The following is a 26437-nucleotide window of genomic DNA, read 5'->3' on the forward strand; positions in this document are numbered from 1 at the left end:
TCGAGCCGGTCGCGGGCGCCGCCCTGCTCGCCCTGCGCGCGGCCCACGCGGGGACGGGCGACCTCGGCGGGTGGCGCGCCGCCCTGGAGGAGACGCTGCCCCCGGAGACGCTGTTTCGCACCTGAACGTTCACCCCTGAATGTTCCTAGGAGACCCGATGACCCCCCCGCTCGCCTTGTCCGGCCTCTACATCTACCCCATCAAGTCGGCGCGCGGCGTGGCGCTGGACCGCTCGCGGCTCGATCTGTTCGGGCTCGACCTCGACCGCCGCTGGATGGTCGTGGACGCCGCGGGCCGCCAGGTGACCCAGCGGGAATGCCCGCGCATGAGTCTCGTCGGGGTGGAGCTGACGCCGGGGGGGCTGCGCGTGACGGCGCCGGGCCTGCCCCCCCTGGCCGTGCCGCGTGAGCCGGGCGGGCCGCCGCGCCTGGTCCACATCTTCCACCAGCCCGTGCACGCCCGTGTCGTGGGCGGGGAGGCGGCGGAGTGGTGGAGCGCGTACCTGGGCACGCGGGCGGCCCTGGTCTTCTTCCCGGAGGAGGCCGAGCGGCGCATGAACCCGCGCTTCGGCACCGCGCGCATCGGGTTCGCGGACGGCAACCCCCTCCACCTCGTCCACGAGGCGTCGGTCGCGGACCTGAGTGGCCGCCTGCGGGAGCCGGTGACGCCCGAGCGATTCCGGCCCAACCTCGTCGTGCGCGGCGGCGCCCCCTACGAGGAGGACGGCTGGCGGCGCATCCGGGTCGGAAGCTTGGAGTTCGAGGTGGTCGAGCCGTGCGCCCGGTGCAGCGTGCTCAATGTCTCGGACGGGCGCATGGGCGGCGAGCCGCTGCGGACCCTGGCAGGCTACCGGCGCCGGGGAAGGCTGGTGGAGTTCGGGCAAAACCTCGTCCACACCGCCCAGGGGGAGGTGGCGCTGGGGGACCCGGTGACCGTGCTGCGGCGGGAGGAGGGGGCGTGAGCGACCGGGAGCCTGCCGGAACCTTCACACGGTGGGCGGTCTGACCGTCTGGGGTGGGCGGCTCGCCTACGGTGGGCCTCCAGGAGGTTTTATGAGCAAAGTGCTGTTCACGACCCAGGCGACCGCGCACGGGGGCCGCGCCGGATACATCGAGACTCCGGATCACCACCTCGGCGTGAAGCTGAGCGTGCCGCAGGAGATCGGCGGCGACGGCGGGGTGGGGACCAACCCCGAGCAGCTCCTCGCCGCCGGGTACGCCGCGTGCTTCCAGAGCGCCATCGGCGCCATCGCCCGGCGCGAGAAGATTTCCTTCGGCTCCTCGCGCGTCACGGGCGTGGTGGGCCTGATGCGCGACGACCTCGGCTACGTCCTCGACGTGGAGCTGCGGGTCGTCCTGCCCGACCTCACCCGCGAGCGCGCGCAGTACATGATCGGCGAGGCCCACAAGCTCTGCCCCTTCAGCCGCGCCCTCCAGGGCAACGTGGACGTGCGCCTCGTGCTGGAGGACGAGGGGCTGGTGGAGGAAGGGCAGGAGCAGGTTCAACAGCAGGCGTGAGCAGAAAGGTCGGGAGCGCGGAGTCCGACTCGGGGCTCCGCGCCTCCTTTCGCTCCCTCTGATCCCCGGCGCGGGTGCGAGGTGGAGCAGAGGGCTGCCCCGCGATTTGGTAAACCGCGTCGGCCCCCGGGGTAAGGTGCCGCATGGACTACGCGCGTCTCGGACAAAGCGGCCTGAAGGTCTCCCGCATCTCCCTGGGCACCATGACCTACGGCGACCCCGCGTGGCGCGACTGGGTGCTCCCGGAAGACGAGAGCCGCCCCTTCGTCGCCCGGGCGCTCGAACTCGGGATCAACTTCTTCGACACCGCCGACATGTATTCCCTCGGCGCCAGCGAGGAGGTGCTGGGCCGGGCCCTGCGCGACTTCGCCCGGCGTGATCAGGTCGTCATCGCCACCAAGGTCTTCAACCCGATGGGGGAGGGGCCGAACGACCGGGGGCTCTCGCGGGGGCACATCATGGACGCGGTGCAGGCGAGCCTCAAGCGGCTGGGCACCGACCACATCGACCTCTACCAGATTCACCGCTTCGACCCCGAGACGCCCATCCTGGAGACGATGACGGCCCTGCACGACCTCGTGCGGATGGGGGCGGTGCGCTACCTCGGCGCGAGCAGCATGCTGGCCTACCAGTTCGCCAAGATGCAGCACGTCGCCGACCTCCACGGTCTGACCCGCTTCGTCTCCATGCAAAACCATTACAACCTCGTCTACCGGGAAGAGGAGCGCGAGATGCTGCCCCTTTGCCGCGAGGACGGGGTGGGCGTCATCCCCTGGAGCCCCCTGGCGCGCGGCTTCCTCGCCGGGAACCGCCCCGCGGGCGGCGAGGCCCAGACCACCCGCGCCCGCAGCGACCGCTTCAGCCACGCGCTCTACCACACCGAGGCCGACTACGCCGTCCAGCGCCGGGTGGTCGAGGTGGCGGGGCGACTGGGCGTGTCGCCCGCCCAGGTGGCGACCGCGTGGCTCCTCCACCAGCCCGGCGTGACGGCCCCCATCGTCGGCGCGAGCAAGATGCCCCACCTCGAAGACGCCGTGGCCGCGCTGAACGTGCGCCTCAGCCCCGAGGACCTGCGCGCCCTGGAGGAACCCTACGTGCCCCACCCCGTGCTCGGCCTCTAGCCCGGGTACACCTCCGTCCTCAGCCCCGGAAAGGCCGCCTCCAGCTCGCGCGCCAGTTGCCGCAATCCCCACAGCTCGGTGCGGCGGTGCCCGAGTGCCACCACGCCCAGCCCCAGCGCGCGGGCCGCCTCCTGCGCCGAGGGCCGCAGTTGGCCCGTCAGGTAGACGTTGACCCCCAGCGAGTGCGTTAGCCCGAGGAGCTCCGGGTTCATCGCGTTCATCAGGGCCACCCGCACGCGGGACGGGTCCACGGGGCCCCACGAGCGGTCCTCGCCCCGCAGCTCGTCTGTCAGCGCCCGGTGGAAGGCCCGCCACTCCCCCTCGGGCGGCGTGGCCGTCAGGCCCACCGGGCGACCCTGCCAGAAGAGGGGCCGCACCTCCTGCCAGCCCAATCGACCCGCGAGGCGCAGGTTGGGCCCGGTCGTCAGTTGCAGGTCGAAGCCGTCGTGCGCGTTCAGGACGCCGAGGGCGGGCAGGGCGCCTCCCAGCCGCAGCGCCCGGTGGAGAAAGAGGGCGTCCACCTCCACACGGTCCGGCAGGTCGGCGGGTTCGAGCGCGAGGCCGAGGGAGGCGACCTCCGGGGGCCCGGCCCGGAAGAGGGGACGCGGCTCGTCGAGATGAACGTGCAGCCAGCGGGCCAGATCGTCGAGGCGGGCGCTCACCGGGTCAGCCTGCCTTTCGCCCGGACCGGGCGCCGCGTGGAATCACGCAATGGCGAGAGTCTTGCCTCCCCGCCGGGCCCGCCGTCCTCCGCCACCCCCCGCGCGAATCGGCCCGGGATGAGAAAAGGGCCCTCTATACTGAGCGCGCCATGAAGCACATCCTTCTCTCCGCCGCGTTGCTGCTGGGGTTCGCCTCCGCCGCGCCCCTCACCGTCACCATCCTCCACACCGACGACCTGCACGGGCACGTCGATCCCGTCAAGGTCGGGGAGGGCACCTACGGCGGTTACGCCCGCCAGACGGCGCTCGTCCGGCGCTACGCGGCGCAGGATCCCAACCCCCTGGTGCTCTCGGGCGGGGACACCTTCCAGGGCACCCTCTACTACAACGTCTACCAGGGCCTCGCCGACGTGCTCTTCATGAACTACCAGGGCTATCAGGCGATGGCGGTCGGCAACCACGAGTTCGACAACGGCCCGGAGGCCCTCGCCCGCTTCGCGCAGAAGGCGCAGTTTCCCCTCCTCGCCTCCAACCTCGACCTCAGCGCCGAGCCGCTCCTGAAGGACCTCGTGAAGCCCTACGCGGTCCTGAGCGTCGGCGGGCAGAAGGTGGGCGTGATCGGCGCGGTGACGCCCGACCTGCCGCTGATCTCGTCGCCGGGCCCGAATGTGAAGATGCTCGAACTCACCGGGAGCCTGAACGCCAGCGTGAAGGCCCTTCAGGACCAGGGCATCGACAAGATTATCCTCGTCTCGCACCTCGGCTACACGCTCGAGCAGGAGGTGGCGAGGACGGTGCCCGGCCTCGACGTGATCGTGGGCGGGCACTCCCACACCCTGCTCGGAAGTTTCGACAACAAGGACTTCCCGCCGAGCGAGGGACCGTACCCCACCGTCGTGCAGAACCCCGACGGCAACCGCACCCTGCTCGTCGCCGCGTGGGAGTGGGGCAAGGTGCTCGGGCGCCTCCAGGTGACCTTCAACGACGCGGGCGCGGTCGAGAGCTTTCAGGGCAACCCCATCGTCGTCTCCGCCGACCTGCCGGAGGACCCCACCGCCCGGCGGATGATCGATACCCTCAGCGTGCCCATCGCCGCCCTGCGCCGTCAGGTCGTGGGCACCACCGCGAACGGCCTGAACGGGGCCCGCGAGGTCGTCCGCCGCCGCGAGAGCACGATGGCGAACGTCCTCGCCGACGCGGCCCTCGACGCGGCGAAGAACGCGGGGGCCACGGTCGCCTTCGTGAACGGCGGCGGCGTGCGGTCGAGCATCGACGCGGGCCCGATCACCTTCGAGGAGGCGATCACCGTCCAGCCCTTCGGCAACACGCTGACGGTCCTCGACCTGACGGGCGCGGAGATCCGGCAGGCCCTGGAGCACGGGGTCGCCACCTGGAGCGAGAACAAGGGCCAGTTCCTCCACGTCTCGCGCGGCATGAGCTACACCTTCGACCCCACCCGCCCCGCCGGGAGCCGCGTCACCGCCGTCACCGTCGGCGGCCAGCCCCTCGTGGATACCCAGACCTACACGGTCGCCATGAACACCTTCACCGCGAAGGGCGGCGACGGCTTCGACGTGTTCAAGAACGCCAGGGGCCGCCGCCTCGACACGGGCACCCTCGACATCGACATCCTGGTGAACTACCTCCGGGCCCGCCCGACCACCGACGCCCAGAACGAGGGGCGCATCGTGATTCAGAACGAGCCGAAGTAAGGCAACTCCAGCAGGGGATGGGGCGCGGCATGGAGGGTGGCCGCGTCCCTCTTCCGTCATCCTGAGCACGGAGCACATGCCCTGGAGCCTGCGGCGCAAGACCGGCTCGGCGTGACGACGTTCTGTGCGGGACCGTCTAGCCCCGCCCGAACTGCGGCGCCCCCTCCCTGATCCGCAACACGCTCTGCCGGAAAAACTCCGGGTCGTTCAGGGCGCGGGCGACCGTGTACGCCCCCTGGACGGCGGTGAACAGGTCGTCTCCAGCCGAGGGCGGCAGGCCGAGCAACACCGTCCGCTGCCGCAGGGCGCCCAGGTAGAGGCCGACGGTCTGCCCCGCCCGCGCCGCCGCCGGGTCGCCGAGCGCGCGCAGCTCGCCCGCCAGCGTGCCGAAGGGGCAGCCGAACTGCGCCGCGCCGGGCGGGTCGGCGAGCAGCCAGTCGAAGTACGCCTCGAACCACGCGCGCGAGGGCAGGGGAGAAAGCCGCGCGAGCAGGTCGAGCAACTCCGCCTCGCAGGCGTCGAGCGCGGCCCGCACGAGGTCTTCTCGCGTCTTGAAGTAGTAGTACATGTTGCCCAGGGGAACGCCCGCCGCCCCGGCCACGTCCTTGAGGGTCGTGCCCGCCACGCCGCTCTCCCGGTAGAGCCGCAGCGCCACGGCCACGATGTGCTCCCGTTTGCTCTGCATCCCTCACCTCCTGCCTGGTTCAAGATGCCATGAAGTCCGCCCGCACCCCGCGAGCCGCTCCCGGGCCTACTCTCAGTTGGAAAGCTGACTGAGTGGAACTCCGGGCGCAAGCCGTGGCCTGGCAGGGTCCCCTTTCGCCTGTTTTCCCAAGGAGGCTCTATGTCGCACCACCCCCGCCGCCCGCTGCTCCTCGCTGCCCTGACGACCGCCCTGCTCGGCTCCGCCCTCGCGGGAGGGAGCGCCGGGGCCGGGCAGTCGGGTGACCTCGACATCAACGGTGCCCGCATCCACTACGTCTCGCAGGGGAGCGGTACGCCGATGCTCCTGCTGCACGGCTACCCCCTCAGCGGCGAGCTGTTCTCGCGCAACCGTGACGCGCTGGCCGCCGCCGGGTACCGCGTGATCACCATCGACCACCGGGGTTATGGCCGCAGCACCGCTCCGGCGGGCGCCCCGGGCAGCCTGGAGACCTACGCGCAGGACGCCCTGGCCGTCATGGACCGCCTCGGCGTCCAGAGGGCGATCATCGGCGGGATGAGCATGGGTGGCCCGATCGCCTTCGAGATGTACCGCCACGCCCCGGGGCGCTTCCTGGGGCTGATCCTGATCGACACCATCGCCAATCCGGCGAGCATCGTCGAGCAGAACCTCTGGAAGGGCATGGCGCAGAAGGCGAGCACCTACGGCCCGCAGTCCCTGGCGCCCGAACTCCTCAAGGACATGCTGACGGGCGAGACGCGCACGCGCCGCCCTGCCGACGCCGCGTTCCTCACCAACATAGTCAAGCAGGCCAGCGTGGCGGCGGACGTGGCGGGGGCCAACGTGCTCGCCACTCGGCCCGACTCCATCCCGACCCTGAAGACCATCACCGTGCCCACCCTGATCATCGAGGGGCTCGAAGATACCGTCTACCCGCCCGAATTCTCCCTGAAGATGGCGCAGAACATCGCAGGCTCGAAGCTGGTGGTCATCCCCGGCGCCGCCCACGCCGCGATCTTCGAGAAGGCCGACGCCGCCAACCGGGCGATCCTCGACTGGGCCCGCACAGTCCGCTGACCCGGAGAGGAGAGGGCACGCCCGGACCGAAGAGCTGGGGCGCCCTCCTTTTCCCGTGATGGCCCTCGCCCCCGTGAGCAGGCCCCTCAGGACCGAGAACAGCGTGTCCATCCCTCACCCTCCCCCACGTTCGGGACCGCCCACCCACCAGCGCCGCCGCGTCGCGTTCGCGGTCAACAGGGGGTGGTCCCGGCGTTCGCCAGGTTCCATTTCCCGCCAACCGTAGCTGAGGCAGGAAAACGTCTCCGGGCCCAAGGAACTCATTCCCTTCACCCGGCGAATGTGTCGCCTCACAGCGTGAGCAGGCTTCGGCGCACCCGATCTGACGGCAGCACGGCACCTGATCCTCTGTGCAGGCTCGGTCTTGAGCCGTCGGGGGAAGGGGCCACCTGTCCCCGTCTCTGGCCGCCCTCAGCCACCCTATGGCGGTTCGGGTAGGCTCAGCAGAAACCGGTTACGATACGACGCGACTCGCCCCGGTGGCTAGACGGCTAGACGAGTATGTGAAGTATTGCTCCAGGTTCTCTGGAGACCTGTAAAGGAATTCACCCAAATTCGGCGCTCTGGAGCCGCTAATCTCTGGAAGGTTCCGGGGCACCTTTCGGCCCCCGGCTCCGGAGGCGAAGGTCATTGTTTGTTCCGCCTCCGTGAGAATTCTCAGCCTATGTTCTGCTTCCAGGAACATATTCGTCAGGCATTGGTCAGACCCACTGCACCTGTTTCCCGTGGGAGGAAGCTTCTCTTGAAAAAGATCAGTCTGAACACCGGCTCACGTGTCGAGGCTCCCGCCCTGATCGTGATCTCGCACCTCCGCTGGGACTTCGTGTTTCAGCGGCCCCAACACCTGATGACCCGCGCGGCGCGCACCCGCCGGGTCTTCTATGTGGAGGAACCGATTTTCGGCGCCGGACCCGACCGTCTGGAGCCGAAGGTCGACGCCAGCGGCGTGACCGTGCTCACCCCCCACGTGGAGGAGGGCCACAGCCCCGCGCAGTCCCAGACCCGCACGGCGCGGCTGCTCGGCGAGTTCGTGCGCGACGAGGGCCTGGAGACCTACGACCTGTGGGTGTACACGCCGATGGAGCTGCCGGTTACTTCGGGTCTGCGTCCACGCGTCACGGTGTACGACTGCATGGACGAACTCGCCAACTTCAAGGGCGCGTCTCCCGAGCTGCGGGAGCGCGAGGCCCGGCTCTTCGCGCAGGCCGACCTCGTGTTCACCGGCGGCCACCGCCTGTACGAGTCCAAGTGCGAGCAGCACGACAGCGCCCACCCCTTCCCGTCGAGCGTGGACGTGCCCCACTTCATGCGGGCGCGGACCGGGCCCGAGGACGCCGCCGACCAGGAGGGGCTGCCCCGCCCCCGCCTGGGCTTTTACGGGGTGATCGACGAGAGATTCGACATCGCCCTTCTCGGTGAGCTGGCCCGCCGCCGCCCGGAGTGGCAGTTCGTGCTTCTCGGCCCGGTGGTGAAGATCGACCCGGAGGAGCTGCCGCGCGGCGAGAACCTGCACTACCTCGGCATGAAGAAGTACGCCGAGCTGCCGACCTACCTCGCGCACTGGGACGTGGCGCTGCTGCCCTTCGCGCTGAACGAGGCGACCGAGTTCATCAGCCCGACCAAGACGCCCGAGTATCTCGCCGCCGGAGTGCCCGTGGTCTCCACCGGCATCCGCGACGTGATCCGGCCCTACGGCGAGCGTGACCTCGTGCGGGTGGCCGACGGAGTGGACGCCTTCGAGGCCGCCTGCGCCGCCGCCCTCACCGAGGCGGGCACCCCCGCCGCCGAGGAGCGCAGAGAGCGGGCCGACCGTTACCTCGCCACCCTCTCGTGGGACCGCACCTGGGCCGAGATGAGTGCGCTGATCGAGCAGGCCGCCGCCGAGCGCGTGGCCGTCGCGGGGGTGGCCGATGACTGAGCCGACCTCCGCAGGGCAGGGCTTCGACTATCTCATCGTGGGCGCGGGTTTCGCGGGCAGTGTCCTCGCCGAGCGGTTGGCCTCAGGCGGCAAGCGCGTCTTGATCGTCGACCGGCGGCCCCATATCGGCGGCAACGCCTACGACTGCTACAACGACGACGGCATCCTGATCCACCCCTACGGCCCGCACATCTTCCACACCAACTCGCGGGAGGTGATCGACTACCTCTCGCGCTTCACGAAGTGGCGGCCCTACGAACACCGCGTGCTGGCGAGCGTGGACGGTCAACTCCTGCCCATCCCGATCAACCTCGACACGGTGAACCGGCTCTACGGCCTGAACCTGACCTCCTTCCAGGTCGAGGAGTTCTTTGCCTCGGTCGCCGAGAAGGTCGATCAGGTGCGCACCTCGGAGGATGTGGTGGTCAGCAAGGTGGGGCGCGACCTCTACAACAAGTTCTTCCGGGGCTACACGCGCAAGCAGTGGGACCTCGACCCCGGCGAACTCGACGCCTCGGTGACGGCGCGGGTGCCGACGCGCACGAACCGCGACGACCGCTACTTCGCCGATGCGTTCCAGATGATGCCGCTGCACGGCTACACCCGGATGTTCGAGAACATGCTCGCGCACCCGAACATCAAGGTGATGCTGAACACCGACTACCGGGAGATCGCGGAGTTCATCCCCTACGGCCACATGATCTACACGGGGCCGGTGGACGCCTTCTTCGACTACTGCTACGGCAAGCTGCCCTACCGCAGCCTGGAATTCGTCCACGAGACGCACGCCGTAGAGCAGTTCCAGGCGGTCGGCACGGTGAATTACCCCAACGACTACGCCTACACGCGCATCAGCGAGTTCAAGCACATCACCGGGCAGCAGCACCGCCACACGTCGGTCGTGTACGAGCTGCCGCGCGCCGAGGGTGACCCCTACTACCCGATCCCCCGCCCCGCGAACCAGGAACTGTACAAGCGGTACGCCGCGCTGGCCGACGAGCGCCCCGACGTGACCTTTGTGGGCCGCCTCGCCACCTACCGCTACTACAACATGGACCAGGTGGTCGCCCAGGCGCTGACGACCTACAAGAAGCTCACGGCGGTCACGCCCGAGCCCGAAGTCCAGCCCGTCGGCTGACCCCAGGAAGGTGAACACCCGCCCGGCCAGCCAAGGCGTCGGGCGGGTGCTTCCTTTCCGCCTCAGCAGGTCCCTCGTCGAGGTGTGTGGAGGGGAGCAGAGGGCCGAGGGCGGTCCTCTTCGCCTTCTGCCTTCCGCGACGTTCGATGGGAAAAGGTGGTCTTCTTGACGTGTCAGGCCCCGGAGGGGAGCGCGAGCGAAGAGGCTCATGTTGAGCGTGGAGAGGCTTCGCCGCGCTCAGCATGACAGCGTTCTTGTGCCTGATGCCCCAGTTGACTGCTGCCCTAATTGAACAGCCGCCGCAGGTCCGCCGTATACTTCGCCAGCTCGTGCGGCGGGGCGAAGGTCTCGGCGGCGCGCAGCCGCAGCTCGAGGACCTCGCTCTCGAAGGGGTCGATCCGCAGGTACTGGTTGGCGAGGAGGACCACCCGGCGGTGGTCGCCCTCTGCCTGCACCCGCTCCATCTGGCGCCGCAATTCCAGCGTGAGGGCCAGCAGCGCCTCGTCGCGCAGGCCCTCGGCCCACTCGCTGTCCTCCAGGTCGGGGAGGAAGGGGCCGCGGTAGAGGGCCAGGGCGCGCGCCGTCTCCCTGCGGGCCAGGGCCTCCCGCAACGCGTGCAGGTCGAGGTCCACGTGGACGTCCCGGCCCAGGAAGTAGCGCGGCGCCTGGTGCGGTCCCTCGAAGCGCACGATCTGGGCGCCGAGCCGGTCACGCAGCTCCTTGAGGCACTGACGCATGTACGCGGCGCCACTCTTGGGGTCCTTTTCCGGGAAGAGGTCGAGCTGCATCTCCGCCCGCGTCCGCCCTGGGCTCAGGGTGATGTACACGAGGAGGGGCACCGTCCCCCCGTAGGTGAAGCGCACCTCCTCGCCGTCCTTGTGCACCGCCTGCCGCCCGAGGGTCTGCACCTGCACGGTGATCACCCCGTCCTCGGGCAGGGTGGGCGCCCCCGCGAGGTGCGCGAGGCGGTCGAGCAGCGGCTCCATGTAGGGCGCGATCTCGGGCTCCAGCACCGCGTAGTGCAGGAGTTCGCTCAGTTCTTCCAGGTCGGGGCGGAATTCGCCCAGTTGCCGCAGCCGCAGCATGTGGGTCAGGGCCTCCTTGAGCGCCGAGGCGACCGTCGCCTCCTGCCGCAGTTGCAGGGCCGCCGCCGCGTGGTGAAGCTGTACGCGCACGAGTTCGGGGCTGGTGCCCGCCTCCCGGAACATCTGCGCGGCCCGCTCCAGGTCGGCCACCGCGCTCGCCGGGTCACCCCGGCGGCGGGCGACCACCCCGCTTGTCGCCCAGAGTTCGGCGGGCCACTCGGCGGGCACGCTCCCGAAGCCGAGCAGCGTGTCCACCGCCCTGCCGTGCTGACCGACGAGGCTCTGGTGCTCGGCGAGGCGGGAGACCACCCAGACCCGCAGGTTGTGGTCTTGCAGGCTCTCGGCAAGAGGCCGCAGTTCTTCGAGCACGTGGATGTAGGTGGGGTAGTCGCCGTTCAGACGCAGGAGCTCGGCCTCGCTCGTCATGAGCAGCGCCCGCAGGCGTGGCGAGTCGGCCTGCTTGAGCGTCCGCTTGGCCTCCCAGAGCGTCTCCCGCGCCTCGGCAAACTCGCCGTGGGCGATCTGGAGTTCGAGCAGGTTCCGCAGGGCGCTCAGGCGTGGGGCGGGGTCGGGCAGGGTGGGCAAGACGCCCACGGCCTCGGAGAGCAGCAGTTTGGCCCGTCTGGGATTGCCGAGCAGCGTGTACATCTGCGCGAGCGAGACGGTGACCCGCGCCGTCCATTCCTCGTTCCCCAGCGCCACGTAGCCGTGCCACGCCCGCTCCACCCGCCGCAGGCCCTCCGCCGTCTGCCCCGCCTGAAACTCCGCGACGCCCCACCAGCGCAGACACCGGAGCAGCACTTCTCCGCTCAGCCCCGGCGCCATCGTCTGAAGGTGCGAGGCGGCCTCCTCGAAGCGCCCCAGCAGCCGCAGCACGTTGCCGAGTTCGACCTGCCCCTCGGGGTCCCCCAGCAGGCTCGCCTTGGTCAGGGCGAGTTCAGCCTCCTCCAGCCGCCCGGTGTTGAGCAGCGAGATCCCCAGAAGACTGTGTTCACGCGCGGTCCGCGCCCTCCCGCTCAGGAGCGTGACGACCCCCTCATACTGCCCGGCCTCGAACTTTTCCTCGACGTCGCTCATCACATGATCCCCAGTTCTTATACGACTCTTCCTTTACCTTGAATCTATGAAAAGCGACACGGGACGGAAGGCTGGCCTGGTTTTCATTGCTATCCTGACGAGTGCATTGACGTTGGCACAGGCCGCCGGGGCCAAGGACTTCGGTCAACGGAGCGTTCAGGAACAAACCGGGGTGTCCGGCGCGCAGGGTGGGGCGAAAGACTTCGGGCAATAAATATGGCGCGCCCCCAGCCCCAGCGCCCCAAGGACAAGCCCGCCCCGCCGGTGCAGCCCGTGCAGGCGACTCCTCGTCCGACCCTGCCCATCATGCTCGGCGGAGCGGTCGACTTCGGTCAACGTTAGAATACACCCCTTCACACGCCGTTTCTCCCGGTGCCTCCCGCCCGGGAGGTTTTCCTTTGGCCCGGTGTATGAGCTTCCCCCGTCAGGAATATTAAGTTTTTCATTCGCCATTGATGCCCTTCCCCCATCCTCCGCACGGCACAATGCCCGACAGGTCTTTCGCCCGGGAGGGCCTGAAGTCCGGCGCCATCTGCGCCCGGTCTCCCTCCCGGCGACGCCGCCTTCCCTTCCAGGAGAGTCCTTGAAGGAACATTCGTTGCAGCACTCGGGTCCGGGACATGGCCGGAGGGGGCCGTGTTCCCGGCGCGTTCGCCGAGCGGGTCGGGCGAACGCGGCAGGGGGAAGTTCGATGGACAACTTGGAATTGTGGGTGGGCGTCGAACCCACCGTGAGCCGGGTCGGAGACGAGACGATGGACCAGCTCGTCCTGGGCGGTTTCGACCGACGACCCCACGACATCGACCGCCTCGCCTCCACGGGCGCGAAGGCCGTGCGCTTTCCGCTGCTGTGGGAACGCACCGCGCCGGGCGACCTCGCGGACGCCGACTGGCGCTGGGGCGCTGAGCGGCTCGCCCGCCTCGCCGGGCACGGGCTGGAACCCATCGTCGGCCTCGTTCACCACGGCAGCGGGCCCTTTCACACGCATCTGCTCGACCCGGGCTTCGCGGACGGGGTGGCCGCCTATGCCCGGGCGGTGGCCGAGCGCTTCCCGCACCTGACGATGTACACGCCCGTCAACGAACCGCTGACGACCGCGCGCTTCTCGGCGCTGTACGGCCACTGGTACCCCCATGCCCGCGACGAGGCGAGCTTCTGGCGGGCGCTGCTGCACCAGCTCCGGGCGACCGTGCTGGCGATGGCGCAGATCAGGAAGGTCAACCCGGGGGCCCGCCTCGTGCAGACCGAAGACCTCGGGCACACGTCGAGCACGCCCGCCCTGCGCTATCAGGCCGACTTCGAGAACGAGCGGCGCTGGCTGAGCCTCGACCTCCTGCTGGGCCGGGTGGACGAGACGCACCCCCTCTGGGGCTACCTGCGCTGGGCCGGGGTGGACGAGCGCGAGCTGCGCTGGTTCGCCGAGCACCCCTGCCCGCCCGACATCGTGGGCCTGAACGTCTACGTGACGAGCGAGAGATTCCTCGATGAGCGGTTGCACCGCTACCCGCCCCACACCCACGGGGGCAACGGGCGGCACCGCTACGCCGACGTGGAGGCCGTGCGCGTGCGCGGCGAGGGGCTGGGCGGCCCCGGAGAGCGGCTGCGCGAGGCCCACGCGCGCTACGGCCTGCCCCTGGCGATCACGGAAGTCCACCTGGGCTGCACCCGCGAGGAGCAGCTCCGCTGGCTGCACGAGACGTGGCGGGCGGCACAGGCCGTCCGGCAGGAAGGGGCCGACGTGCGCGCCGTCACCGCCTGGGCGGCCCTGGGCGCCTTCGAGTGGAACAGTCTGCTGACCCGCCGGAGTGGCCACTACGAGAGCGGGTTGTGGGACGTTCAGGCCCCCGAGCCGCGCCCCACCGCCCTGTTCGGCCTCGCCCGCGACCTCGCCGCCGGGCGCGACCCCGCCCACCCCGTGCTGCGGGGCCCCGGCTGGTGGCGGCGCGGGGAGCGGCTGATCTTCCCGGCGCACGGCCCGGTGCGTGTGGAGAAGCCCGCCGGACCGCCCCTCCTGATCACGGGCGGGGCGGGCACCCTGGGCCGGGCCCTCGCCCGGGCGTGCGAGGGACGCGGCCTGCCCTACCGGCAGCTCTCCCGCCGCGACCTCGACATCGCCGACCCGGCCTCGGTCGAGCGGGCGCTGGACGAGCACCGCCCCTGGGCCGTCCTCAACACCGCCGGATACGTGCGGGTGGACGACGCGGAGGCGGACCCCCGCAACGAGCGCGAGAACGCCCTCGGGCCGCGCCTGCTCGCCCGCGCGTGCGCGCAGAGCGGCGTGCGGCTGCTCACCTTCTCCTCGGGCCTCGTGTTCGGCGGGCGTAAGAGCCAGCCCTACGTCGAGTCGGACACCCCGGGGCCGCTGAACGCCTACGGGCGCTCCAAGCTCGCCGCCGAGCGGGCCGTGCTGGAGACCCTGCCGGACGCCCTCGTCGTGCGGACGGGCGCGCTGTTCGGTCCCCGGGACGGGCAGAACTTTGCGGCCCACGTCCGGCGTGAACTGCGGGCCGGGCGCCCCGTGCGCGCGGCGGGCGACCAGATCGTCTCGCCGACCTTCGTGCCCGACCTCACCCACGGAGTGCTCGACCTCCTGATCGACGGGGCGGGCGGCCTGTGGCACCTCGCCAACGCGGGCGCCGTGAGCTGGGCGGAGTTCGCCCGGATGATCGCCCGCGCCTGCGGCCTCGACCCCCTTCTCGTCGAGGAGGTGCCCGGCTCCGCCCTCGGCCTCCCCGCCCCGCGCCCGGCCTCCAGCGCCCTGGCGAGCGAGCGCGGCTGGCTCATGCCGGACCTCGCGCCCGCCCTCGCCCGCTGGAGCGCCGACGTGGAGAGCGCCGAGCGGGAGATGCTGGCCGCGGACTGAGCCCCGCCCCTGCCAGGAGGGGGGAACGGCAGGGGAGAGGGGCGCGCGGCTGTTGTTCCTCCTCCGTCGTTCAGGGGGGGAGGTCGTCTCGTCAGAGTGTTCCGCCGATGCCGGAAAGGTTTTGCCCGGCGGCGACCGAGAGCGCAGCGAGCGCTTCGAGCACCGCGTCCTGAGCCTGCAAGCGGGCGAAGCGGGCCTGCTTGAGCGCGAGTTGCGTCCCCTGAAGCGTTACCGCACTGATCGTCCCACTCCTGAGCCGCGCCGCGTCCTGGCTGTAGCTCTTCTGCGCGGCGGCCTCCCGGCTTTGCGCCACCCCAAGCTGGGCTGCCGCGTTCTGGGCCGTTTGATACGCCCCCGCCAGCGTCGTCTGCGCATTCTTCTGCGCCGCGTCGAGGCTCCGCTGGGCGTTTGCCAGCGTCGTCCGTGCGTCCGCCAGCGTCCGCGCCGGGGTGAAGTCGTTGTCGGCCAACCTCACGGCCAGTTGCGCCTCGGCCACGTCCTGCTGGGCACTCACCACGCCCGCGAGGTTGGCATTCAGCCCCGTCCGCAGTGAGGCGAGGCTGGTCTTGAGCGAGGGCACGTTGGGGGCTCCCGCCGCCCGCACGTCGCTGCCCAGTCCGGTGAGGGTGGCGAGGCGGGCGGAGGCGAGGTTGACCTGGGCGCGGGCGTCGGTGAGGTCCTCGCTGCTGCCCGCCAGCGTGTTCTGGGCCCGCTGCACGTCAAGGGGGGTGGCGTTGTTGACACTGAGCTTGACCCGCGCGACCTGCAAGGCCTTCTGGTCGACCTGCACCTGGAGGGACTGGAGTTCAACGTTCTCCTGCGCCTCCAGCAGGGCCGTGTAGGCGTTCACGGTATTTTGCAGGGTGGAGAGCCGGGCGGCCCGGAGCCCCACCCGGGCGAGGGCTTCGGTGTTGCGGGCTGAGAGCTTGGCAGCGGCGAGGGTGTTGGGGTCGGCCTGGGCGGCGCGGTTGGTGGCGGCGGCCTTGTCCAGGTTGGCCTGGGCCGTGCGAACGTCCGCTCCATTGGCGAGGGCGGATTGCACCGCACGGGTGAGCGTGACGGCGGACTGGGCCGTCGCCGCCGGGAGCAGCAGTGCGGCGGACAGGAAGACGAAGGGAAGGGCACGCTTCACGGGGCGCCTCCGGCGGCGTTCTGGAGTCGGATGAGATCGAGTTGCACCGTCACGCGCGCCTGCACGAGGTTGCGCCCCGCCTGATCCAGGGCAATCTGCGCGCTCGTCACGGCGTCGGCGGTCCCGGTCCCGGCCCGCAGCCGGGCCTGCGCGGCGCTCAGGGTGGCCTGGGCGACCTGTACCTGGGTGGCGCCCGACCCCAGGGCCGTGAGGTTCGTCTGCGCGGTGCTGTAGAGGGTGCGGACGCTCAGCTCCGCGTTTTGCTGGGCCACCTGCACGCTGAGCTGCGCCTGGGTGACGTTCGCCTGCGCCGCCGAGAGCTGGGCGCGCAGGGCCGGAGAGTACACCACGTAGCTGCCCGTGACGCTGGCGACCACCCGGTTGCCCGCGCCGCTCCCGCCGAAGGGCACGCTGTAGCCCACCCCGGCGTTGCCCGCCTGCACGTCGAGTGTGGCGCTCAGCCCGCCGCTGGTGGCCGGGCCGTAACGCAGGCTGGCCGTGAGGTCGGGCAGGCGCTGGTCGCGCTGCTGTTCCTCCAGCGTCTCCTGGGCGGCGGCGAGGGTGTTCTGTGCCTCGATCACGTCTACCGTATTCGTTCTGGCACGGGTGACGAGAGTATTCAGGTCCGGCAGGGTGAAGGCGCCCGCGGGTTGGGTGGAGAAGGTCACCCCCGTCAGGCTCTGGCCGAGCACCGCCGCGAGGTTCAGCCGGGCGACCTCCAGGTCGCTGCGCGCCTCGAGCAGGGAGGCCTGGGCGAGCTGCACGTTCGCCTGCGCGCTGAGCACGCTCTCCTGGGTGGCGTTGTTCTGGGCGCGCTGGGTGCGGGCGATCTCCAGTTGGCGTTGCCGCAGGGCCAGGGTGTCCTGAGCGAGGGTCACGTCGCGCCCGGCGACCACGGCGGCGAGGTACTGCTGGTACACGTTGAGCCGCGCGCTGGCCTGGGCGGCCTGGAGGCTGGCCTGCGCGAGGGTGAGGCTGCGCTGGGCGGTCCGCAGACTGTTCTGGCCACTCGACCACGGCAGTAGGCCCAGGCTCGCCTGCACGCCGACGCTGCCCCCCAGGCTGCCCGCGGTGGAGGTGGTTGTGCCGTCGTCGGCGGTGGCGGTCGAACCCCCCGCGTAGCTCGTGCTGCCGGTGACGCTGACGCTCAGGCCCAGGGCGCGGCGGGCGGCGTCGAGGTTTTGCCCGGCCACCTGCACGCTGAGCTGGGCCTGGGTCACGCCCGGCGCCTGCGCCAGCCGCGCGAGGGCCCCCTCCAGCGTCAGCGTGCTCGGGTTCGCCGAGGAGGGGGCTGCCGGGCCCGGGGTGGTCTGCGCGCAGGCGCCGCCCACGCCGAGGGCCAGCGCGAGCCCCAGGGCCAGGCGCCCGCCGGACCGGGGGATGGGTGGGGGGGAAGGCCGGGTCATGCGGCCCAGCCTGCGCCGCGCCCGCGAAGGGGCCGCGAAGTGTTGTTGAAGGTTTGTCGAAGGAGCCGGGGCGCGCTGGGGCCACCCTTCGCGGCGGGGAGAGAGGCGGGGCGGGGGCGCTGGCCTTCGTTCAATCTTCGCTGACGACACCTACCATCTAAGCATGAGCGCCCTGATCCTGATCGTGGAGGACGAACCCCAGCTCGCGGAGGTGCTCGAAGCCTACGCCCGCCAGGAGGGCTACCGCACCGAACGCGCCGCCGACGGCCACGCCGCGCTGCGGGTCTACCGCGCCGCCCACCCCGACCTGATCCTGCTCGACATCATGCTGCCGGGCCGCGGCGGCCTCGACGTCCTCAAGACCGTGCGGCAGGGCGGCTCCACCCCCGTGATCCTCGTCACCGCCCGCGCTGAGGAAACCGACCGAATTGTCGGCCTGGAGCTCGGTGCCGACGACTACGTGGTCAAGCCCTTCCGCCCCCGCGAGGTGATGGCGCGCGTGAAGGCGGTGCTGCGGCGGGTCGGCGCGGCCCTGGACGACACCGAGCGTCCGCTGCGGGTGGGGCCGCTGGAGGTCGACCGCCGGGCGGTGCTCGCGCGGGTGAACGGCCAGGCGCTCGGCCTCACCCCGGCGGAGTTCCGGCTGCTCGCCCACCTCGCGCAGGTGCCGGGGCGGGCTTTCACGCGCGAGGAGCTGCTCGCCGCGGCCCTGCCCGACTCGGACGCCCTGGAACGGGTGGTGGACGCGCACCTCGCCTCGGTGCGGCGCAAGCTCGACGCCGCGCGGGCGGGGGGTCTGCTCCACACCGTGCGGGGGGTGGGCTACCGCCTGGAGGCGCCCGCTTGACCTCACCCCCGCCCCGCCTCCCGCCCCGCCCACGCACGCCCAGCCTCGCGGTGACGCTCCTGCTCGCCATGCTGCTCGTCGTGGGGCTGGCGGTGGGGGGCATGTTCCTGTTTTCCAACCTCGCCGTGCGCCGCGAGATCGCCCGCCTGCCGCCCGAGGTCCAGACCTACCTCCGCGAGCGCCAGGAGGCCGAGCGCCGCGGCGAGGAGCCGCCCCCCCCGCCCCGTCCCCCGTCCCGGACCGACGACCCCGAGGCCGCCCCCTCCGGCACCGGCGCATCAGGGTCGGGCACCGGGAATGCCGACGCCGCCCGTTCGCGCGGGTACCGGGGGGGCGGGCTTCCGGTGGTGCTGAGTCCCCGCGCCCGCTCCTTCGTCCGCGACGTGCAGACCAGTCTGGTGCAGGGGGGCCTCGTCGCGGCGGCGGTGGCGGCGTCCCTCAGCCTGCTCCTCGCGCGCCGTCTGGCCCGCCCGATCACCGCCGTCTCGTACGCGGCGGCCCGGCTGGCGCGGGGCGACCTCTCCTCCCGTGCCCCCGTCCTGAGCGGCGAGCGCGAGGTGGCCGACCTCGCCCACACCTTCAACGAGATGGCGGGGAACCTCCAGGCCCTGGAGCGCGAGCGCCAGCAGGCCGTCGCCGACATCGCCCACGAGCTGCGCACTCCCATCGCCGTCATGCAGGCGCGCCTCGACGCCCTCGAAGACGGCGTGTACCCCCTCGAACCCGGCCAGATCGCCCTGCTGAGCACCCAGACCCAGCTCCTGACCCGCCTCGTCGGCGACCTGCGCACGCTGACCCTCGCGGACGCCGGGCGGCTGGGCCTGCACACGCGGGAGGTGGACCTCTCCGACCTCGCTGGGCAGGTCGTGCGCGACCTCGGCGACCGGGCCGGGGCGCGCGGCGTGGCCCTGGTCCTCCACGCCGTCCCCGCCCCCGTCGTGGCCGACCCCGACCGGCTGCGGCAGGTGGCGGCCAACCTCGTCGAGAACGCCCTGCGCCACGCCCGCGCCCGGGTCGAGGTGTGGGTGGAGACGGACGCCGACGCCGCCCGCCTGCATGTGGACGACGACGGCCCGGGCATCCCCGAGGAGAGCCGTGAACTGGTGTTCACCCGTTTCGCCCGCCTCGACGAGAGCCGGGCGCGGGACACGGGGGGGAGCGGCCTCGGCCTCGCTATCGTGCGCGCCCTCGCCCACGCTCACGGCGGGCAGACGAGTGCGGGCCCGTCCCCCCTCGGCGGCGCGAGATTGACCGTGAGCCTGCCTCTGCACCGAGAAGGCAGCCTCGATGTGAGGGGGCAGACACCATAGCGGCCAGCCGTCAATTAATACAAAGCCTTGTCTGGCACTCCCTGCCGCCGATCCTTGCCTCACGTTCGCCCGTCTCTTCGATCGGTCGGTTTTTCGCAGGTTTTCTGTCGCAAGGAGCCTCCACCGCGCTCCTGCTGTGCCCGGTTGCCTAGGCGGGAGCGATGGCAGGGGGTGGGATGCAGGGCGTCCTGGATGCACGTTTGGGTGTATTAATTATACCGGTGGCTGGGCTGGGGAGGCGTCTGCCTTAACAGCGGGTGCAGGCGGCGTTCATCCCCCTGGGGCGCGGGGGGTGAAGGGTAGGGGGGCTGTGGCCGGCGAGGACGCTGCCCACGGCATCTCACCCGAGCCCGGTTCTCAGGAGGACCCTGCCATGACCACGTACCGCAAGCTGGGCCGCAGCGGCCTGCATCTCTTTCCCATCGGCCTAGGCAGTATGCAGTTCGGCTGGAGTGCCGACGAGCCGACCTCGCAGGCCATCATGGACGCGTACTACGAGGCGGGCGGCAATTTCATCGACACCGCCGACATCTACACGACGTGGACCGAGGGCAATCCCGGCGGCGTCTCCGAGGAGATCATCGGGCGCTGGATCAAGGCCCGAGGCAACCGCAATGACATCGTGATCGCCACCAAGGTGCGCGGGCCGATGGGGCAGTTCGGGGGCGAGGGAAGGAAGTCAGTCCACCAGCGCGAGGGCCTGTCCCGCCGCTGGGTCATGCAGGCCTGCGAGGACAGCCTCCGCAGGTTGCAGGTGGACTACATCGACCTGTACCAGGCCCACTGGATCGACAACCAGACCCCCATCGAGGAGACGCTGGAGGCCCTCACCGAACTCGTGAAGCGCGGGTACGTGCGCTATATCGGTTGCTCGAACTACTCCGCGTGGCGGCTGATGCAGGCGCTGTGGACGAGCGACCGGCGGGGCCTGGAAGCCTTCGTGAGCATCCAGCCCGAGTACAGCCTGCTCTCGCCGACGCGGGCCAACTTCGAGCGCGAGCTGATGCGGGTGTGCGAGGCCTACGAGATCGGGATCGTGCCGTGGAGCCCGCTGGGCGGCGGGATGCTCACCGGCAAGTACAGGCGCGGCCAGCCCCTCCCCGAGAGCGTGCGGGCGGACGAGAACGCGCGGCGGCGCTTCAGTGACCGCAACTTCGACATCGTGGAGACGCTGGAGGCGGTGGCGGGGCGGCACGGGGCCAAACCCGCGCAGGTGGCGCTCGCGTGGCTCCTGGCCCAGCCCATGATGACTTCCCCCATCATCGGCGCGAACAACGTCACCCAGCTCGGGGAACTCCTCGGCACGCTGGAACTCCAGCTCAGCCCCGAGGACCTCGGCGAGATCACCCGCGTCAGCGACTGGGAGCGGGCGAGAACCGAGCTGGAGACGTGAGCGCGGGAGCAGTTGGGGAGGGAAGGGCGCTCCCGACCCCGCGCGGAGGAGAAACGAGCACCGAGCCATGACGGACACGAACCCAGAACCGGGCCTCTCCTCGCAGCCCTGGGGCACGGCGCCGGACGGCCAGCCTGTCACGCTCTACGAGTTGCGGAACCGAAGCGGCCTGCGGGCCCACATCACGGACTTCGGGGGCGTGGTCGTGCGCCTCCTCACGCCGGACCGGGAGGGCAGACTCGGGGACATCGTGCTCGGCCACGACCGGGCCGAGGGGTACTTCGACCTCGGCACGTCGCCCTACTTCGGCGCGCTCATCGGGCGGTACGGCAACCGGATCGCGGGCGGGCGCTTCACCCTGGACGGCAGGGCGTACGGGCTCGCGCGGAACAACGGCCCCAACGCCCTGCACGGCGGCGAGCGGGGCTTCAACCTGCGCCTGTGGCAGGGGCGGCCCATCGACGGTGAGAAGGGTCCCGCCCTCGCACTCTCGTACCTCAGCCCGGACGGGGAGGAGGGCTACCCGGGGAACCTCGCCGTGCGGGTGACGTACACGCTGACGGACGACGACTCCCTCCAGATCGACTATCAGGCGACGACGGACGCGCCCACCATCCTCAACCTCACGAACCACACGTACTGGAACCTGAGCGGCGACGCGGGGCGGGACATTCTCGGGCACGAGTTGACGGTGCACGCCGACCACATCACGGCCATCGGCGGGACGCTGATCCCCACGGGTGAGCTCCGGTCCGTGGAGGGCACGCCCTTCGACTTCCGGGAGGGGAGGGCCGTGGGGGCGCGGGTGGACGAGCCGGACGAGCAACTGCGCTTCGCGGGCGGCTACGACCACAACTTCGTGCTGCGGGACGGGGAGGGGCTCAGGCCCGCCGCCGAACTCCGCGACCCCCTCTCCGGGCGGCGGGTCGAGGTCCTCACGACCCAGCCGGGAATGCAGTTCTACTCGGGGAACTTCCTCGACGGCTCCATCGTGGGGAAGGAGGGCCAGGTCTACGGGCACCGCTGGGCCGTGTGCCTGGAGACGCAGCACTTTCCGGATTCGCCCCACCACCCGGAGTTTCCCTCCACGGTGCTGCGGCCCGGGGAGCGCTTCACCTCGCGGACGGTGTACGCCTTCTCGGCGCGCTGAGCACGGCGCCGGGGGGGGGGGTGCGTGAGAAAGGGCACCCGGGGGGGCGGCGGGGTAAGAGCGGTGAGACAGGCCGGGGCTCAGGGTGGAGGAAGTTCCGCGCGGACTCCTCCTCCCGCGGCGCCCGGAGACGCCTGCCCATGTCCACCCCCGCCCAGTTCGCGCGTTACCACCGGCTCGTGCAGGTGCTCGCCGACCTCGCCCGCAGCAGCCGGGACGTGGGGGCGGTCGTCCAGACGGTGCACCGGCAGGCGGAGACGCTCTTTTCCACCCACGTGACCCTGCTGGCGCTGCTTGCCTCGCCGGAGGAGTGGGTGTGGGAGCTGTACGAGGGCCGCCAGCACACGACGAGCCGCCTGCCCTTCTACGAGGAGGGCGTGGTGGAGCAAGCGCTCGGCGGCCCGCTGTCGATTCCCGACCTCACGGCGTACCTCACCGAATTCCCCGTGCGGGTGCGGCGGGTGCTGAGCGCCGAGGAGGTCGTGCTCGACGTGCGGGAGATCGAGGACGAGGCGGAGAGCGTGCACGCGCTCCTGCTCGTGCCGCTGGAGATCGGGGGGAAGCGGGTGGGGGTGCTCTCCATCCAGAGTTACCGGGTGCACGCCTTCGACGAGACCGACCTGCTGTTTCTGGAGCTGCTCGGGCAGCACGTCGCCATCGCCCTGGAAAATGCCCGCTGGCACGCGCAGCTCGAGCGGGCCACCCTCACCGACCCCCTGACCGGCCTGCCCAACCGCCGGGCCTTCGGGGCGCGGGCCGAGCGGGCCCTGGGCGCGGCCCAGACGGGCGAGGCCGCGCCCACGCTCGTGCTCCTGGACATCGAGCGGTTCAAGGGGATCAACGACACCTTCGGGCACGACGTCGGCGACGAGGTGCTCGTGACCGTCGCGGAGGTGCTGGGACGGGCCCTGCCGCCGGGGGCCGCCTTCCGGCTGGGGGGCGACGAGTTCGCCCTGCTCGTGGAGGGAGACCGGGGGGAGGTCGGGCGGGAGGTCGAGAGATTGAACGCGGCCCTGCGGGAGGCGCGGTGGCCGCCCGGCGTCGGCCCGGTGTGTCTCAACGCCGGGGCGGCGCGGGCGAGGCCGGGCGACTCCCTGAGCGTCTGGCTGCGCCGCGCCGACCAGCGGATGTACCACGCCAAGCGGGGCTGCGCCGACCGGGCGGGCACGCGCTGGGGCCTCGACTTCGGCCCCCTCGACTTGGGCCCCCTCGACTTGGGCCCGGCCCCGGGGTGAGGGGATGGGGAGAGGCCGGGGTCAGCCCCAGGGCTCCCGGGCGAAAGACAGGGCGGATGAAGCCGCCACCCCGGGAGCAGCGAGGCCTCCCCGGCGTCGGAGGTGACCCTTCTCTCCGCTCAGGGTAACGACGCTTCTTCTGGCGAATGTTCCGGGACAAGAGGGTTCACTCCTCTCCGTGTGACGAGCATCCCTTGTTGGGCCGAGCACACGCCGCCCGAGCCGACGGGACTCCCCTGTACTCTGGCCGGAGCGATGGACACCGACCTCCCCCACGCCCAGGCCCGACTCCTCCGGCAGACCCTCCGCTCACAGGGCCAGGCGCTGGGGGACGAGGCGGCCCGCGCCGTGGTGGCCCGGTTCTGGGAGCAAGCCGGGGCGAACGGCTCTCCGCTCGGCAGGCTGGACGAGGCGCTGCGGGAACACGGCCTTGCGCTGGACGCGGGGACACGCTCGCGGACGGCCTGGACCCTGCTCGGCGTCGCTGCTCCGGGGGCCGTGCGGTTGACGCCCGGGGCACGGGGCAGGCTCACCCACCTCGTCGAACTCCACGACCTGTCGCTGCCGTCGCGGGCCCGGGAGGTGGGGGGGCAGCTCGCCCGGGAGCGCACGCTGACCGCCGACCTCCGGCGCGCCCGCCCGTGGCTGGGCGGTGGGGAAGGGGTGCGGGACGTGCTCGCCGCCGTCTTCGACAACGAGTGGAGCGGCTTCCTGAGTCTGCTCGGCGAGTTCGGCCCCTGGGTCTATGCGCCCAGCGTCGCCGACCTCCAGGCGCTGTCGCACCGTTACGCGGCCCTCGTGCGGCTGGCCGCGGGGAGCCGGGAGGAGGACGTGCTCGCCGCCGCCGTGCGGCTGGGGCGTGCCTCCCCCGCCGGGTCCCTCCTTGCCCGCCTGGAGGCCACGGCCTACCGCGCCGGGGGTGAACCGCCGTCCCGGACCCCGCCGCCCAGCCCGGACCGACTCGTGGAGGTGGAGCAGACGTTCTGGGACGCCGCCCAGGAACAGGCCCGGGGGCAGCGGGACCGGTGGGCCGCCCGGCGCCGGACGTAGGTTCCATTCCCACCGCCCTCCGCAGGTCGTGAGGCGAATGTTGACAATTCCCCAAGCGCCTGTCATCCTCTTTTTGAACGTTCAAATCATCTGCCCGAGGGGGTGTCATGACCCGAGCCACGCTCCGGGATGTTGCCGCGCACGCGGGCGTCTCGCACCAGACCGTCTCCAACGTGCTCAACGACCACCCGTCCATCCGCCCCGCCACCCGGGAGCGCGTGCTCGACGCGATCCGTGCCCTCGACTACCACCCCAACGCCGCCGCCAAGGCGCTGCGCGAGTCGCGGGTGACCACCCTTTGCTGCGCGTTTTACGGGCACGCGGCGGACGAGATCAATGATCCCTACCGCAACCTGGTGCAGTCGGCCTTCATCGCGGAGGCGAACGCGCGGGGGTACTCGATCACGACGGCGATGTTGCAGGGGGGGCAGCCGGAGGGTCTCCGGGCCCTGCGCACCGCCTTCCTGGGCCGCAGCTTCGGGGGCGTGGTGGTGGTGAGCACGACGCTGCCGCCGGAGTGGATGCGGGCCCTGGAGGGCTGGGAGATTCCCGCGGTGCTGTTCGACCGCTCGGACCCGGCGGGGGGGCTGCCCTCGGTGACCGCCGACTACGCGGGGGGGGTGGCCGGGCTCGTCGCGTACCACGTCGCGCGCGGGCGGCGGGACCTCGCCCTGGTGGGGCCGGGCGACGACTTCGGCACGAGCGCGGTGCTGCGCCGCGAGGGCTTCCTGGCGGCGGCGCGGGCCCACGGGGTGCGCGCCCGGATCGAGGAGGGGGCCTGGACCGCCGAGGCGGGGGGGGGCGCCTTCCGGCGGCTGTGGGGGGGGGGGGAGCGCCCGGGCGCCGTGCTGTGCGGCAACGACCGCATGGGGGCGGGGGCGCTGTTCGCCGCGCGGACGCTCGGGGTGCGGGTGCCGGGGGAGGTGGCGGTGAGCGGCTTCGACGACTTCGAGTTCGCGCGCTACACGGCGCCCAGCCTGACGACCGCCCACGTGCCCCACGGCGAGATGGCCCGCCTCGCGGTGCGGCGGCTGCTGGGCCGTCTGGAGGGCCACGCGCCCGCGCACGAGAGCGCCGAGATCCGGCTCCCCGTCACCCTCGTCCCGCGCGAGTCCGCGTAACGGAGGTTCGTATGACCGCTCCCGTCCAGACGGAATCCGTCGCCCTGCCCGCGCGGGCGCCCACCAAGCGCCGCTCACCCGGCTGGCTGGCGGGTTATCTCTTCATCCTCCCCGCGATCGTCGGCTTCGCGGTGTTCTACCTGTACCCGGCGCTGCGCGGCCTCCAGATCAGCTTCACCGACTGGAACCTGCTCAGCCAGCCGAGGGACGTGGGGCTCGCCAACTACCAGGAGGTCGTGCGCGACCCCAAGTTCTGGTCGGCGCTGTGGATCACGGTGAAGTACGTGCTGTGGAATATCCCGCTCCAGACCGTCCTCGCGCTCATTCTCGCGGTGGCGATGGACCGGCTGGTGAAGAGCATGTTCGTCAAGGGCCTGCTGATCGTCCCGTACCTGCTCTCCAACGTCATCGTGGCGATGATCTTCCTGTGGATGCTCGACCCGCTGCTGGGGATCGTGAACCAGTGGCTCGACCTCACCCCGCTCGGCAAGCAGCCCTTTTTCACCTCCGCCGAGCAGGCGATTCCCACCATCGCCCTCGTGAACGTCTGGAAGCACGTGGGTTTCAACGCGCTGCTCTTTTACGCCGGGCTCCAGGCGATCCCGCGCACCGTGTACGAGGCGGCGGCCATCGACGGGTCGAGCGAGTGGACCACCTTCCGGCGGATCACCCTGCCCCTCCTGCGCCCGGTGACCGTGTTCGTGCTCGTGACCTCGGTGATCGGTTCTTTCCAGATCTTCGACACGGTGGCGGTCACGACCCAGGGCGGTCCGGCGGACGCGACGAAGGTACTCGTGTACTACATCTACCAGAACGCCTTCTCGTTCTTCCGGATGGGCTACGCGACCGCGATGAGCATGGTGCTCTTCGCCATCCTGATCGTGTTCACCCTCGTGCAGATGCGCCTGCTGCGCGCCAACGAGTCGGACCTCGAATGAAGCCCACCGACCCGGGGAGAC

At 71.2% G+C, this 26437-nt stretch carries 23 protein-coding genes; 18 read left to right on the forward strand and 5 right to left on the reverse strand.

What is annotated here, in order from left to right; translation table 11 throughout:
- The first annotated feature begins 157 nt into the window (after nucleotides 1-157).
- From A7B18_RS15220 to A7B18_RS15230, 3 genes are all read left to right on the forward strand, one after another.
- A complete protein-coding gene (locus A7B18_RS15220; RefSeq protein ID WP_180970186.1) occupies nucleotides 158-961 on the forward strand; it encodes an MOSC domain-containing protein in 804 nt (267 codons plus the stop codon).
- Between the two features lie 91 nt (nucleotides 962-1052).
- A complete protein-coding gene (locus tag A7B18_RS15225; RefSeq protein ID WP_102127554.1) occupies nucleotides 1053-1517 on the forward strand; it encodes an organic hydroperoxide resistance protein in 465 nt (154 codons plus the stop codon).
- A gap of 143 nt (nucleotides 1518-1660) precedes the next feature.
- Nucleotides 1661-2638: an aldo/keto reductase gene (locus A7B18_RS15230; RefSeq protein WP_102127555.1), complete on the forward strand. Its 978-nt coding sequence runs from the start codon at nucleotides 1661-1663 to the stop codon at nucleotides 2636-2638.
- Here A7B18_RS15230 and A7B18_RS15235 read toward each other — a convergent pair.
- Nucleotides 2635-3300, reverse strand: a complete 666-nt coding sequence (locus tag A7B18_RS15235; RefSeq protein ID WP_102127556.1) for a Nif3-like dinuclear metal center hexameric protein — start codon at nucleotides 3298-3300, stop codon at nucleotides 2635-2637. The two genes, A7B18_RS15230 and A7B18_RS15235, sit on opposite strands and share 4 nt — an antisense overlap.
- A 149-nt stretch (nucleotides 3301-3449) precedes the next feature.
- On the opposite strand from A7B18_RS15235, the gene A7B18_RS15240 reads away from it, so the two are divergent.
- Nucleotides 3450-5012: a bifunctional metallophosphatase/5'-nucleotidase gene (locus A7B18_RS15240; RefSeq protein ID WP_102127557.1), complete on the forward strand. Its 1563-nt coding sequence runs from the start codon at nucleotides 3450-3452 to the stop codon at nucleotides 5010-5012.
- Between the two features lie 136 nt (nucleotides 5013-5148).
- On the opposite strand, the gene A7B18_RS15245 is transcribed toward A7B18_RS15240, so the two are convergent.
- Nucleotides 5149-5697 carry a TetR/AcrR family transcriptional regulator gene (locus A7B18_RS15245; RefSeq protein WP_102127558.1) on the reverse strand — a complete coding sequence of 183 codons (549 nt, stop codon included), beginning with the start codon at nucleotides 5695-5697 and terminating at the stop codon, nucleotides 5149-5151.
- Between the two features lie 159 nt (nucleotides 5698-5856).
- Here A7B18_RS15245 and A7B18_RS15250 point away from each other — a divergent pair, with 159 nt between their 5' ends.
- The 3 genes from A7B18_RS15250 to glf all read left to right on the forward strand — a co-directional run bounded on the left by A7B18_RS15250 (nucleotide 5857) and on the right by glf (nucleotide 9809).
- Entirely contained in the window at nucleotides 5857-6753 is an 897-nt protein-coding gene (locus tag A7B18_RS15250; RefSeq protein ID WP_102127559.1) for an alpha/beta fold hydrolase, read from the forward strand.
- Nucleotides 6754-7495: 742 nt separating this feature from the next.
- The gene (locus tag A7B18_RS15255) at nucleotides 7496-8671 is read left to right on the forward strand and encodes a glycosyltransferase family 1 protein (protein WP_425430336.1); all 1176 of its coding nucleotides are present in this window, start codon (nucleotides 7496-7498) and stop codon (nucleotides 8669-8671) included.
- On the forward strand, nucleotides 8664-9809 hold the full coding sequence (gene glf / locus A7B18_RS15260; RefSeq protein WP_102127561.1) for a UDP-galactopyranose mutase: 1146 nt from the start codon (nucleotides 8664-8666) through the stop codon (nucleotides 9807-9809). Before A7B18_RS15255 ends, glf begins: the two co-directional genes overlap by 8 nt.
- 284 nt (nucleotides 9810-10093) lie before the next feature.
- Here glf and A7B18_RS15265 read toward each other — a convergent pair whose 3' ends face one another.
- Nucleotides 10094-11971, reverse strand: a complete 1878-nt coding sequence (locus tag A7B18_RS15265) for an SARP family transcriptional regulator (protein ID WP_102127562.1) — start codon at nucleotides 11969-11971, stop codon at nucleotides 10094-10096.
- 46 nt (nucleotides 11972-12017) lie between these two features.
- Between A7B18_RS15265 and A7B18_RS22045 the strand changes: the two genes are divergently transcribed.
- The 3 genes from A7B18_RS22045 (at nucleotide 12018) to A7B18_RS15270 (ending at nucleotide 14834) form a co-directional block, all read left to right on the forward strand.
- Nucleotides 12018-12185, forward strand: a complete 168-nt coding sequence (locus A7B18_RS22045) for a hypothetical protein (RefSeq protein WP_180970187.1) — start codon at nucleotides 12018-12020, stop codon at nucleotides 12183-12185.
- A 2-nt stretch (nucleotides 12186-12187) separates the two neighbouring features.
- On the forward strand, nucleotides 12188-12313 hold the full coding sequence (locus A7B18_RS22905; RefSeq protein ID WP_281260165.1) for a hypothetical protein: 126 nt from the start codon (nucleotides 12188-12190) through the stop codon (nucleotides 12311-12313).
- A gap of 349 nt (nucleotides 12314-12662) precedes the next feature.
- The gene (locus A7B18_RS15270) at nucleotides 12663-14834 is read left to right on the forward strand and encodes a family 1 glycosylhydrolase (RefSeq protein WP_102127563.1); all 2172 of its coding nucleotides are present in this window, start codon (nucleotides 12663-12665) and stop codon (nucleotides 14832-14834) included.
- A 91-nt stretch (nucleotides 14835-14925) separates the two neighbouring features.
- On the opposite strand, the gene A7B18_RS15275 is transcribed toward A7B18_RS15270, so the two are convergent.
- Nucleotides 14926-15966 (reverse strand): TolC family protein, encoded by a 1041-nt coding sequence (locus A7B18_RS15275; protein WP_102127564.1) that lies wholly within the window; start codon nucleotides 15964-15966, stop codon nucleotides 14926-14928.
- The gene (locus tag A7B18_RS15280; RefSeq protein WP_102127565.1) at nucleotides 15963-17372 is read right to left on the reverse strand and encodes a TolC family protein; all 1410 of its coding nucleotides are present in this window, start codon (nucleotides 17370-17372) and stop codon (nucleotides 15963-15965) included. The genes A7B18_RS15275 and A7B18_RS15280 overlap by 4 nt, the downstream gene beginning before the upstream one ends.
- A 163-nt stretch (nucleotides 17373-17535) precedes the next feature.
- Here A7B18_RS15280 and A7B18_RS15285 point away from each other — a divergent pair, with 163 nt between their 5' ends.
- From A7B18_RS15285 to A7B18_RS15320, 8 genes are all read left to right on the forward strand, one after another.
- On the forward strand, nucleotides 17536-18219 hold the full coding sequence (locus A7B18_RS15285; protein WP_102127566.1) for a response regulator transcription factor: 684 nt from the start codon (nucleotides 17536-17538) through the stop codon (nucleotides 18217-18219).
- Entirely contained in the window at nucleotides 18216-19529 is a 1314-nt protein-coding gene (locus A7B18_RS15290) for a HAMP domain-containing sensor histidine kinase (RefSeq protein ID WP_245872913.1), read from the forward strand. Before A7B18_RS15285 ends, A7B18_RS15290 begins: the two co-directional genes overlap by 4 nt.
- Nucleotides 19530-19902: 373 nt before the next feature.
- Complete coding sequence (locus A7B18_RS15295) at nucleotides 19903-20922, forward strand: aldo/keto reductase (RefSeq protein ID WP_102127567.1); 1020 nt, start codon at nucleotides 19903-19905, stop codon at nucleotides 20920-20922.
- 67 nt (nucleotides 20923-20989) lie between these two features.
- Nucleotides 20990-22072 (forward strand): aldose epimerase family protein, encoded by a 1083-nt coding sequence (locus A7B18_RS15300; RefSeq protein WP_102127568.1) that lies wholly within the window; start codon nucleotides 20990-20992, stop codon nucleotides 22070-22072.
- A gap of 140 nt (nucleotides 22073-22212) precedes the next feature.
- Nucleotides 22213-23307, forward strand: a complete 1095-nt coding sequence (locus A7B18_RS15305) for a GGDEF domain-containing protein (RefSeq protein WP_102127569.1) — start codon at nucleotides 22213-22215, stop codon at nucleotides 23305-23307.
- A gap of 255 nt (nucleotides 23308-23562) precedes the next feature.
- Entirely contained in the window at nucleotides 23563-24357 is a 795-nt protein-coding gene (locus A7B18_RS15310) for a hypothetical protein (protein WP_102127570.1), read from the forward strand.
- Nucleotides 24358-24464: 107 nt separating this feature from the next.
- On the forward strand, nucleotides 24465-25478 hold the full coding sequence (locus A7B18_RS15315) for a LacI family DNA-binding transcriptional regulator (protein WP_102127571.1): 1014 nt from the start codon (nucleotides 24465-24467) through the stop codon (nucleotides 25476-25478).
- An 11-nt stretch (nucleotides 25479-25489) separates the two neighbouring features.
- A complete protein-coding gene (locus A7B18_RS15320) occupies nucleotides 25490-26416 on the forward strand; it encodes a carbohydrate ABC transporter permease (RefSeq protein ID WP_102127572.1) in 927 nt (308 codons plus the stop codon).
- The last annotated feature ends 21 nt before the right edge of the window (nucleotides 26417-26437 follow it).

The organism is Deinococcus planocerae, assembly GCF_002869765.1.
GTDB lineage: Bacteria > Deinococcota > Deinococci > Deinococcales > Deinococcaceae > Deinococcus > Deinococcus planocerae.

What these genes read in the sequence shown, in the direction of transcription:
- A7B18_RS15220 (WP_180970186.1), top strand. Translation starts at nt 158, where the DNA reads ATGACCCCCCCGCTCGCCTTGTCCGGCCTCTACATCTACCCCATCAAG.
- A7B18_RS15225 (WP_102127554.1), top strand. Translation starts at nt 1,053, where the DNA reads ATGAGCAAAGTGCTGTTCACGACCCAGGCGACCGCGCACGGGGGCCGC.
- A7B18_RS15230 (WP_102127555.1), top strand. Translation starts at nt 1,661, where the DNA reads ATGGACTACGCGCGTCTCGGACAAAGCGGCCTGAAGGTCTCCCGCATC.
- A7B18_RS15240 (WP_102127557.1), top strand. Translation starts at nt 3,450, where the DNA reads ATGAAGCACATCCTTCTCTCCGCCGCGTTGCTGCTGGGGTTCGCCTCC.
- A7B18_RS15245 (WP_102127558.1), bottom strand. Translation starts at nt 5,697, where the DNA reads ATGCAGAGCAAACGGGAGCACATCGTGGCCGTGGCGCTGCGGCTCTAC.
- A7B18_RS15250 (WP_102127559.1), top strand. Translation starts at nt 5,857, where the DNA reads ATGTCGCACCACCCCCGCCGCCCGCTGCTCCTCGCTGCCCTGACGACC.
- glf (WP_102127561.1), top strand. Translation starts at nt 8,664, where the DNA reads ATGACTGAGCCGACCTCCGCAGGGCAGGGCTTCGACTATCTCATCGTG.
- A7B18_RS15265 (WP_102127562.1), bottom strand. Translation starts at nt 11,971, where the DNA reads ATGAGCGACGTCGAGGAAAAGTTCGAGGCCGGGCAGTATGAGGGGGTC.
- A7B18_RS22045 (WP_180970187.1), top strand. Translation starts at nt 12,018, where the DNA reads ATGAAAAGCGACACGGGACGGAAGGCTGGCCTGGTTTTCATTGCTATC.
- A7B18_RS22905 (WP_281260165.1), top strand. Translation starts at nt 12,188, where the DNA reads ATGGCGCGCCCCCAGCCCCAGCGCCCCAAGGACAAGCCCGCCCCGCCG.
- A7B18_RS15270 (WP_102127563.1), top strand. Translation starts at nt 12,663, where the DNA reads ATGGACAACTTGGAATTGTGGGTGGGCGTCGAACCCACCGTGAGCCGG.
- A7B18_RS15280 (WP_102127565.1), bottom strand. Translation starts at nt 17,372, where the DNA reads ATGACCCGGCCTTCCCCCCCACCCATCCCCCGGTCCGGCGGGCGCCTG.
- A7B18_RS15285 (WP_102127566.1), top strand. Translation starts at nt 17,536, where the DNA reads ATGAGCGCCCTGATCCTGATCGTGGAGGACGAACCCCAGCTCGCGGAG.
- A7B18_RS15295 (WP_102127567.1), top strand. Translation starts at nt 19,903, where the DNA reads ATGACCACGTACCGCAAGCTGGGCCGCAGCGGCCTGCATCTCTTTCCC.
- A7B18_RS15300 (WP_102127568.1), top strand. Translation starts at nt 20,990, where the DNA reads ATGACGGACACGAACCCAGAACCGGGCCTCTCCTCGCAGCCCTGGGGC.
- A7B18_RS15305 (WP_102127569.1), top strand. Translation starts at nt 22,213, where the DNA reads ATGTCCACCCCCGCCCAGTTCGCGCGTTACCACCGGCTCGTGCAGGTG.
- A7B18_RS15310 (WP_102127570.1), top strand. Translation starts at nt 23,563, where the DNA reads ATGGACACCGACCTCCCCCACGCCCAGGCCCGACTCCTCCGGCAGACC.
- A7B18_RS15315 (WP_102127571.1), top strand. Translation starts at nt 24,465, where the DNA reads ATGACCCGAGCCACGCTCCGGGATGTTGCCGCGCACGCGGGCGTCTCG.
- A7B18_RS15320 (WP_102127572.1), top strand. Translation starts at nt 25,490, where the DNA reads ATGACCGCTCCCGTCCAGACGGAATCCGTCGCCCTGCCCGCGCGGGCG.